Origin of the sequence: Phaeobacter sp. JH20_29 (genome assembly GCF_048056175.1) — a bacterium.
GTDB classification, from domain to species: domain Bacteria; phylum Pseudomonadota; class Alphaproteobacteria; order Rhodobacterales; family Rhodobacteraceae; genus Phaeobacter; species Phaeobacter bryozoorum.
In genome coordinates, this window is sequence record NZ_JAYMWO010000009.1 from 288,852 (window position 1) to 298,742 (window position 9,891).

Genomic DNA, 9,891 nt, shown 5'->3' on the forward strand with positions numbered 1-9,891 from the left:
TGATCAATTGTGTTGGCTGCGACAATTCGTTTTGATTGCAACTGTTGGTCGGTTTGATCCGACATTGCGCCCGGACAGGTGGTAGCCTGACGGCATCGGACCGGCGATATCAGGCGGGCAGCATCAGGCGGGCAGAGGCAAGGCGGAGCGTTCGAGACATGATCAGACAGGTTTGGCGCGGCGTGGCCTTGCTGGCGGTTCTTGCCATAGCCCCGCCCGTGTGGTCGCAGCAGGCCCCGGAGCCGTTACGGATCGGTGTGCTGCCGATCCCGCCTTTCGCGCAGCTGGATCCTGATGGGCAGGCAAACGGGTTCCTGGTTGAGCTCGCCGAGGAGATCGCGGGCGAACTCGGCACCGGCATCACGCTGGTTCCGCTGTCCACCAGCCGCGAGTTCGTCGAGTCACAGGCCACCGGGCGAACCGATATGATCGCGGGCATTGCACAGCTGCCCGCACTGCGTGACACCAATGTGTTTTCCCGCAGCATTTCGCGTGAAACCCTGCGCCCGATGGTCCGTATCGCACAGGCGCAATCCCTCTCGACCACCTCGCTCAGCGGCAGGCGGGTGGGCATCGTGCCCCCGGCTGTCGGATCGGAGGAGCAGGCCTTTCTCGCGCGCAACACGGCCGTGGAGTTCGAATCACCGGAGGCCGCAATCATGGCGCTGCTGTCAGAGCGGGTTGACGCCGTGCTGATCCCGGAGCCCGTCGCTTTCAACATCGCGAAACTGGCGTCCGTTGATGGCCGGGTCAGCTTCCTGAACCCGCCCTTGCGGCAGTTCGAGAGGTTCATCGCCCTGCATCAAAGCCGTGCCGACCTGCTGCCTGACATCGAAGCCGCGCTGGACCGGATCGAAGGCGACCGTCGACTAGATAATCTGCTGCGCAAGTATTTTCTGGACATTCCACTGCCCGCCCCCGAGGTGCTTCGCGTCGGCGTGCGCCACGCGCCGCCCTATCAGGTGATCGAACCGGATGGCAGCTTTTCTGGTTTTGGCGTCGAGACCCTACGCGACCTGGCAGGGCGCACCGGGCTGAAACTGGCATTCCACAGCATCAGCGACGACGACTGGCGACGCGGGCCGCAGTCGGACACCTACGATATCCTGCCCGCCGCCAGCGTCACGACCGAACGTTCTGCAAGGATGGATTTTGCCCATCCCATTCTGGCCACGGATCAATCCGTCTTTACCCGTCCGGCGGATGCCGCAGAGCTGAGGCGGCCCGAGGATTTGCAAGGGCGCCGCATCGGCCTGCGATCAGACAACGCAGCCGCGATCGCGCTGGCAACCGCCAATGGCTGGACCATCGTTGCGATGGCAGAGGCCAGGGACCTGCTGGCGGCGTTGCAGGATCGGCGGATCGACGCGGTGATCTATCAATCTGACACCCTGCCCCTGGCGGCGGCGCGATGGGGCGATCCTGAGAGCATAACCGAGGCGCTCCCCGCGCTGCTGACCACGGAACGCGCTGCCGCGCTGCGCTTTGGTCTGGGCGAGATCCGCGACAAGCTGGATCTGGCCCTGCCGCAATATCTGGTGTCCGCCGATTACGCCGAGCTGCGCCGCCAGTATTTTGAACCGGCAGTGTTCTGGACCTCGGACCGGCTTGCGCTGCTGGGCTATGGCCTTGTGGGCGGTGTTCTGGGCCTGCTGGGTATTCTTGGCACCGGCCAATTGCGCGCCCGACGCCGTACCGCCGCTGAAAAGGCCAGACAAGCCGCCGAGGTGGCCGAGATCCGCGACGAGCTGGAAACCGTGCTGAATGCCGCCACCAGCGGTATTGTCGCACTGGATCGCGACGGCCAGATCATTCGCATCAACCGCCGCGCCCGTCGCATGTTGGGGGGTGTCTCGCAACCGGTGCCATTCGCCTGGCCGCAGGATATCTATTTTCTCGACAGTGAAAGCAACACCCCGCTTGAAGACAGCGCCGACCCGATCCGCCGCGCCCGCTCAGGCCATGTGTTGACCGGTGAAACCCATCTGCTGCGCCGCCACGCCGACAGCGAGGACTATCGCTATGTCCGCGTCACAAGCGCCGTTCTGGACAATGAGGAACACGGTATCTCGCTGGTTCTTGTGATCGACGATATTTCCAGCGAAGAACGCAACCGACTGGCAAGCGAACGCAAGAATCGGCTGGATGCCCTCGGCCAGCTCACCGGCGGGATCGCCCATGATTTCAACAATCTGCTGGCCTCCATGCTCTACGCCGTGGAACTGGCGCGCAGCTCCGAGACGCCGGACAGCAGGGCGCGGTTTCTCAACGTTGCAGCTGGCGCAATCGACAAAGGCCGCGCGCTCACGGCTCGGCTGCTGGCTTTTGCCAAACGCCAGCCGGGGCTTGCCATGGCCAAAGCTGTCGATGAGGTTTTTGCAGATTTCGAGGAGCTGATCGGCTCCATGATCGAGGAACGGATCCAGCTCGCCTGCGATCCGGTTGACCCCGGATTGCGGGTCTATTGTGATCCGGCCCAGCTGGAAACGGCACTGATGAATCTGGTGCTGAACAGCCGGGATGCGATACTGCACAGCGGTCGCGGTGACAGGATCACCCTGACGGCCCGCGCGGTGCTCTCGACCGATGACGACCTAGACGCAGACCAGCGCGATCATGACAACAGCGCCGCACCCGGCATCTATCGCTACGTGGAACTGTCTGTCACCGACAATGGCCCCGGCATGGACGAGGCAACGGTGGCCCGCTGCACCGACCCGTTCTTCACCACCAAAGGCAGCGTTGCGGGCACCGGGCTGGGCCTGTCGATGGTCTACGGCTTTGCCCGCAATGCCAATGGTGATCTCAGGATCTATTCCGAACCCGGCATCGGCACCACCGTGCAAATGATCCTGCCGCGCGGGACCGAACAGGGCGAGCGTGAAGCGCCCGTCAGCGACGGTGCGGCGATCCGCGGCAAGGGCGAGACCATTCTTCTGGCGGAGGACGAACCCGAGCTGCTGTCGATGATGAGTGGCGTGCTGGAGGAGCTTGGCTATCAGGTGCTTGCGACGTCATCGGCGCAGCAGGCGCTGGATCTGGCAGGGCGTGAGGCGTCTATTGATCTGCTGCTGACCGATGTGGTGATGCCGGGCTCCATCAGTGGTTTTGAACTGGCCCGCCGCATCCGCGCCCTGCGACCGGGGGTCCCGGTTGTCTACACGTCGGGCTACATCGGTTTCACCGCCGCCGAGATGGGCCCGGTTGAGGCCCCGCTCCTGCAGAAACCTTCGCACCCGCACGATCTGGCAGCCACCGTGGCAGCCGCACTGGGGCGGGGCGCCACCGCCTGAGTGCCCGCCGCAGCTAAGCACCACCCGGCGCTCGATCCCGACACGCATAGGTCTGTCATAAGCTGAGGCAGGCAACCACCGCTGCCTGCCTCAATGGATCGCAGTTGATCTACATTCGCCGCGCCTGATCTGGCCGCTCATGCCCGTGGCGTTGAGCTGGCGCTAGGCCCGGGCGGCGACAGCGCCCGGTTCCGGCCGCGCGGCGGCTTCTGAGGGGACCATCGACGGGCGCACCCATCTGAGCCGCAGCGCGTTGGTCAGGACAAAAACGCTCGACAAGGCCATCGCCCCGGCGGCCAGCACCGGCGACAGAAGCGGTCCACCAAACGGGTAGAGCACCCCCGCTGCAACCGGGATCAGCAGGGTGTTATAGCCAAACGCCCAGAACAGGTTCTGACGAATGTTCTTCATGGTCCGCTGCGACAGGTTGAACGCATTCACGACCCCGGTCAGATCGCCCGACATCAGGACAACATCGGCAGCTTCGATGGCGACATCCGTGCCAGTGCCAATGGCGATGCCAACATCGGCGGCAGCCAGGGCGGGCGCGTCGTTTATCCCATCGCCGACAAAGGCCAGTTTGCCGCTCCCCATGCGCAGATCGTCCAGCGCGGCAACCTTGCCTTCGGGCAGCACCTCGGCCACCACATGATCAATCCCGAGATCCGCAGCGATCGCTTTTGCGGTGACCGCATTGTCGCCGGTGATCATCGCCACCTTCAGCCCAAGCCGGTGAAGCTCCGCGATGGCCTGCGGGGTGGTGGGCTTTACTGGGTCGGCCACTGCGATCACAGCGGCAATCTTGCCGTCGATGGCGGCAAAGAGCGGTGTTTTCCCCTTGCCCGCCAGCGCCTTGCCCTGCTCGGCGAGGGCGCCAAGTTCCACGCCGTCCCGGACCATCAGCCTGTCGGCACCAACAAGCACCTGATGCCCGTCAACCTCCGCCCTCACCCCATAGCCGGTGATGGACTGAAAGGATGTCGTTGCAGGTATCTGAAGCCCGCGCGACTGGGCGGCTTGCACGATGGCCTCGGCGATCGGGTGTTCGGAGTGCTGCTCAACTGCGGCAACCAGCGCCAGCACATCGGTTTCCTGTCGGCCCTCCGCCAGTCTCAGATCCGTAAGCGCCGGTTTCCCCGCTGTCAGCGTGCCGGTCTTGTCCAGCGCCACAACGGTGGTTTCCTGCAGCATTTGCAGCGCATCGCCCTTTCGGAACAGGACACCCAGTTCTGCGGCGCGCCCGGTGCCAACCATGATCGAGGTTGGCGTGGCCAGCCCCATCGCGCAGGGGCAGGCGATGATCAGCACCGCAACACCCGCAACCAGAGCCAGGCTCAACGCCGGATCCGGCCCGAACATGAACCAGATCGCAACCGTCAGCGCCGCAACCGCGATGACAGCAGGGACGAACCAATGTGTGATCCGGTCCACAAGTCCCTGAATAGGCAATTTCGCACCCTGCGCCTGTTCCACCATGCGGATGATCTGGGCCAGCATGGTGTCGCTGCCGACCTTCTCTGCCCGGAACGTCAGCGCACCTGTGCCATTGACCGTCGCACCGACAACCTGCGCGCCCTCGGTCTTTTCAACCGGGACCGGTTCGCCGGTGATCATGCTTTCGTCGACATAGGAGGCCCCGCTGAGCACAACCCCGTCCACGGCGATCTTTTCCCCGGGGCGCACATGCACGGTATCGCCCGCCACGATGTCGTCGATTGGCCGTTCCACGACCCTGCCGTCACGTTCAACCCGCGCGGTTTTTGCCTGCAATCCCACAAGTTTGCGGATCGCTTCACCGGTCCGGCCCTTGGCCCGTGCCTCCAGCAGACGACCCAGCAGGATGAGGACAACGATAACCGCCGCCGCCTCGTAATAAACATTGGCGGTGCCCGTCGGCAGGACATCGGGCGCAAATGTGGACACCAGAGAAAACCCGAAAGCGGCCGAGGTTCCCAGCGCAACAAGCGAGTTCATATCCGGTGCCCCCTTGAACAGCGCCGGGAAGCCTTTGGTATAGAACTGCAGGCCCGGTCCGATCAGCACAATCAGGGTCAATGCAAACTGGAGGTAATAGCTGGTCTGCAACCCGATGGTAGAGGAGATCAGGTGGTGCATCCCCGGAATGACATGGCTGCCCATTTCTATGATGAACACCGGCAGGGCAAGCGCCGCGGCCAACAGGGTGCGTCGTGCCAGACTGCGGATTTCCTCCGCTTTCCGGTCCTGCTGGTCAGACATCTCCGCCGATTTCACCTGCGCCGGGTAGCCCGCTTCGGTGGCTAGGGCTGCAATTTCTGCCGGGGTGATCGCCGCCGCCGCGTAGCGGATCGTGGCCGTCTCTGCCGCCAGATTGACGGATGCGGTCAGCACACCATCACCGCTCTGCAATGCCCGCTCCACACGACCGACGCAGGACGCGCAGGACATATCCGCAATCTCCAGCGTGACTTCCTCGGTTACGGCGGGATAGCCTGCCCCCGCCAGAACATCGGCCAGATCCGCAGCCGTGACTTTTGCATCATGGCTGACGCGGGCGCTTTCGCTCGCCAGATTGACGGTCGCCTCCGACACACCGGGGACGGCCGCCAGCGCACGCTCCACGCGGCCCACGCAGGAGGCGCAGTTCATGCCCGTAATTTGAAATCGGGTAGTAAGATTTTCCGTCATGACAACACCAATAAACTCTATGTTGCTGCTGATGTAGGGTCTCCAGCGACTGGAAGGTCAATACCAGAGTTGCAGTTTTTCGCCCTCACCGGCAATACGCCCAAAGCGGCACTGGCCCGCCGGTGCAGACACCTCCCCCCCTTAACCGCACCAGCCAAGGGTCTGGCCGGAGCGGTCTGTTCTGCTGCGGACGTGTTTCGTCATCTGACACGCAGCCAGGTCTTCATACCGGCGGCCTGATGCGAAAGCATGTGACAATGCAGCAGCCAGTCGCCCGGATTATCCGCGATAAAGGCGATTTCGCGGGTTTCCTGACGTGCCATCAGCAGGGTGTCCTTCAGCGGGCCGAAACCTCCGTCTGGCAGCACCTCCTGGAAATGTGTGCCATGCAGATGGATCGCATGGGGAAAGGCGGTGTTGTTCTGGATAGGGATCCGGATGATTTCGCCTCTCTCGGCTGTCACCATCGGTTCGGCCGGCAACCCTGCCTCGCCATTGAATGTCCAGATCTGCCCGGCCGCGACCAGCTCGCGCGATGTCAGCAGCTCCCCCTTGTAACGGCCCTGGCGCAGACCGCCCATCGCGCCTCCCTCCATGACCAAAGGGACACTGCGCGCCTCTGTCAGACTGTCCAGCCGTGTGACCGGATTGTCCGGCAATGCCACAACCGCGCCGCGCGCAGCGTCGGCATGACGGCCGCTTACGTCGATCTCCTGCAACAGATAACCGGTCTCGCCTTCATGGAGAACGATCTGGACGTTCTCACCCGGTGCCGCCGAAACATCCGCGATGATATCCAGCCGTTCCGCCGGCCCCAGAACCATGATGCCGGGATCCTCGGGGGTTTGCAGCGGCATCCCGTCGCGGGCGACAATCCTGCCGGTCACGCCACGCAGCGATACCGCCATGATCCTGTCCGTCGCCACATTGACGAGCCGCAGCCTGAGGCGCTGATTTTGCTGAACCTCAGAGACCTGCGGCGTCAAGGCGGCATGGATGAAATTGCCCAGCCGCCCCGCGTGGGTCCAATCGTGCATCGCGCCGAAATCATCGGTGATCTGCGCCGTCTCGCTCAGACGCCAGTCATCAAGGACAACCACGATATCCTGGTCAATATCCGGGGCGTCGGCCTCATCGACAATCAACACGCCGTAGAGCCCCCGCGCCACCTGTTCGGTCGACTGATTGTGCGAATGATACCAATAGGTCCCCGCATCCCTCATCGGAAATTCATAGAGAAACCCATCGCCGGGCAGGACGGCATCCTGTGTCATCCCGGGCACGCCATCCATGGCATTGGGAACCCGCAGCCCATGCCAATGTACGGCTGTTGGCTGCGGCAGGCTGTTGGTCAGGCGGACCTGCAGCAGCTCGTCCTGGCGGGCACGGATGAGGGGGCCGGGCACGGTGCCATCAAACCCCCAGACTTCTGTCTCCGGGTGGTCGCCAAATTCTGGCGGCACCAGCTGCACGCGGCTTGGTCTCGCTTCAAGAAGGCGCGGCGCGGCAGCCGCAGCGCTGGTTCGTGGCCAAAGCGCCATGGCACTGGCGCCCCCCAGGAATTGTCGGCGGTTAAGGATCATACCGTCTCTCCTTCTGTCTCTGGAACTGCTGTTCGGCGCGCTCATCACGCACCGGGCTGGTCATCAAGCAGGTAGGTCGCCATGGCCCTGCGGTCCGTGTCGGTCAGGAATGCGGTTCCATATAGGACAACTTCGCCCATCGTCCCGCCAAAGACGTCGCCATCCGGCATCACCCCCGTACCAAGGGCATAGGCCAGGCTGTCGACGCTCCAACCGCGTGCCAGAAGAGATGGGGGATCAATGGCAGGCGCCTTTCCTCCCCCCGGCAAGGCATCATTGCCCTTGAAACGTGCGGTGCCCGTCTTCCGCGCGCCGAGTAGATTGCGGCCCGTATGACAGGCGCCACAATGCGCGGCCCCCTCGACCAGCAGTCGACCACGTGACCATAGATCATCCTTTCCGGCGACCGGATCTGTCCGCGGCGGTTCAAGAAACGCCAGACGCCAGAGCTTCAGCCCCCATCGCTGGTCGAAGGGAAACGCCATTTCCGGCGGCCTCGATGGCTGCGCCACCGGGGGAACGGTCTGAAATGCCGCCCAGAGATCGGCAATATCCTGATCGGTGAAATTGCCGTAGAACGGGTAGGGAAACGCCGGATAATAGGGCTGCCCCTCCGGAGACACGCCTTGGCGAACAGCCTTGGCAAAGGCGTCGACCGTCCAGCTGCCCAGCCCATGATCGCGATCCGACGTGAGGTTGGGCGCGTAGAGATCCCCGAACGGCGTTTCGATCTTCGCCCCACCCGCAAGCGCTGCGCCACCGTTGGAAAAATCTGTATGGCACGCGATACATCCCGACGCCCTAGCCAGATAGGCTCCGCGGGCGACGTCGCCGTCCAGATCAAGCGCACTCGGCCTCGTGCCGATCGGCCAGGCCGCCACCGCGGCAAGCCCGGCCGACACCGTCACCGAGGCGGCAAGGAGATAACGAAACATATGTCTCCCCCTCTCACTCTTTACGAAAACGGGTGTGACAGGCCGAACAGGTTTGGCTCAGCATGGTGAAGACAGCATCTGCAGGCATCTGCTGCAGGGCCTCGGCGCTTCGTGGTCCCCCCATCATCTGACCGCCCATCATGCCTCCTGCTCCCATCGCAGTGGCCCCCATCATCGCCCCGCTCGACATCATTCCCGTCCCCTCGGCACCGGCCATCATCAAGCCGTTCTCGGCTGCCAAGGCCAGACCTTCGGAATAGGTCTCCAATTGCAGCGCAAGATCGGCAAACCCCTCCCAATCGGCCCAAATCTCGGGTTTGGCGTCTGAGGGATGCCCGTCGGTTCCCTTGGGAAACAGCCCCGTCAGGACCTCCCCTGCGTGGGTCTGAATTGTCTGCGCCTCTTCGCGAACCACCGCAGCATCATAGGGCGTCTGCCCCTGCATCATCGGCGCCAGCAGCTTCATGCTGGCTTTCATGGCATCCATGCCATCCATTCGTTCTTTTACAACGCCTGTGGCGCCGCTATGCGCATAGGCAGCCACGGAAATGAGCGACGCCAATGCAGCGCCGGTAAGCAGTTTGGAACATGTCATCTTGTTTTCCCGATTGAGGTCCAGAATGCGCGTCACATGCGCAGGATCAGTCTTCAGGACCGGCCACGCGGCGGCGGTGGTTCAAACCCGGTGATGGCCAGCGGTCGCAGCAGCATCAACGGCAGATCAGGACGAAAGTTCCGCGGATCGGGCTGCATCGACGGCCAGCTGCCCAACAGAACCGCAACCCCACCACAAAGCGAGCTGCCATGACAATGATCCGCAGGGCGGCTACCCGCCACATCTTGATCCATGTCCTGAACCGAGACCGCGATCTGCGCCTCCCCGCCGGCACCATGGGCCTCTGCCCGATTTGCCGACAGGACGAGCGCCGCAATCAGCAGGCAGGCCGCCAGCAGCACGGAGCCGATTGCCGATCTGGCCCCGGTTGCAACTCCGGCTCCGGTTTCTACTCTGGAAAAGAGGCACAAGGCTCCGTTCATCCCATTGTCGCGGCCAGGTTCAGCGGCTGAAACAAAGATGCCCGCGCCCCCCGTTGCGGTCAAGCGTTCGGGCGGCGGAGTTTTCCGCGCTGATGTGTACCGCTTTGGTTTGGCGAGCTTCGTTTCATGATTGGTATGATAGCTTTAGGCGCTGGGGCGCTATTTTACTTCGGTATTGCATCCAGTGCCTGTGCCTGAACGCGAAGATCCCCGCCGGAGCGAGGTTTAAGGTGCTGATATTTCATTGAGAATTTGGTTGCGGGAGTAGGATTTGAACCTACGACCTTCAGGTTATGAGCCTGACGAGCTACCGGGCTGCTCCATCCCGCGACATTTTTATTCAGGCTCTGGCGCGTTGCGCGAGTTGAGCCATTA

6 protein-coding genes and 1 tRNA gene are annotated in these 9,891 nt (G+C 63.0%); 1 reads left to right on the forward strand and 6 read right to left on the reverse strand.

What is annotated here, in order from left to right; translation table 11 throughout:
* The first annotated feature begins 158 nt into the window (after nucleotides 1-158).
* Nucleotides 159-3,293, forward strand: a complete 3,135-nt coding sequence (locus VWZ85_RS07465; protein WP_416587618.1) for a transporter substrate-binding domain-containing protein — start codon at nucleotides 159-161, stop codon at nucleotides 3,291-3,293.
* A 162-nt stretch (nucleotides 3,294-3,455) separates the two neighbouring features.
* Here VWZ85_RS07465 and VWZ85_RS07470 read toward each other — a convergent pair whose 3' ends face one another.
* The 6 genes from VWZ85_RS07470 to VWZ85_RS07495 form a co-directional block, all read right to left on the reverse strand.
* A complete protein-coding gene (locus VWZ85_RS07470) occupies nucleotides 3,456-5,960 on the reverse strand; it encodes a heavy metal translocating P-type ATPase (RefSeq protein WP_416587620.1) in 2,505 nt (834 codons plus the stop codon).
* Nucleotides 5,961-6,160: 200 nt separating this feature from the next.
* Complete coding sequence (locus tag VWZ85_RS07475) at nucleotides 6,161-7,543, reverse strand: multicopper oxidase family protein (RefSeq protein ID WP_340547497.1); 1,383 nt, start codon at nucleotides 7,541-7,543, stop codon at nucleotides 6,161-6,163.
* Nucleotides 7,544-7,587: 44 nt separating this feature from the next.
* Nucleotides 7,588-8,478 carry a c-type cytochrome gene (locus VWZ85_RS07480; RefSeq protein WP_416587623.1) on the reverse strand — a complete coding sequence of 297 codons (891 nt, stop codon included), beginning with the start codon at nucleotides 8,476-8,478 and terminating at the stop codon, nucleotides 7,588-7,590.
* 13 nt (nucleotides 8,479-8,491) lie between these two features.
* Nucleotides 8,492-9,073 (reverse strand): c-type cytochrome, encoded by a 582-nt coding sequence (locus VWZ85_RS07485; RefSeq protein WP_416537573.1) that lies wholly within the window; start codon nucleotides 9,071-9,073, stop codon nucleotides 8,492-8,494.
* A 53-nt stretch (nucleotides 9,074-9,126) separates the two neighbouring features.
* Nucleotides 9,127-9,516: a hypothetical protein gene (locus VWZ85_RS07490; RefSeq protein WP_416587625.1), complete on the reverse strand. Its 390-nt coding sequence runs from the start codon at nucleotides 9,514-9,516 to the stop codon at nucleotides 9,127-9,129.
* Nucleotides 9,517-9,769: 253 nt separating this feature from the next.
* Nucleotides 9,770-9,846 (reverse strand) — tRNA-Met (locus VWZ85_RS07495).
* Nucleotides 9,847-9,891: the final 45 nt, after the last annotated feature.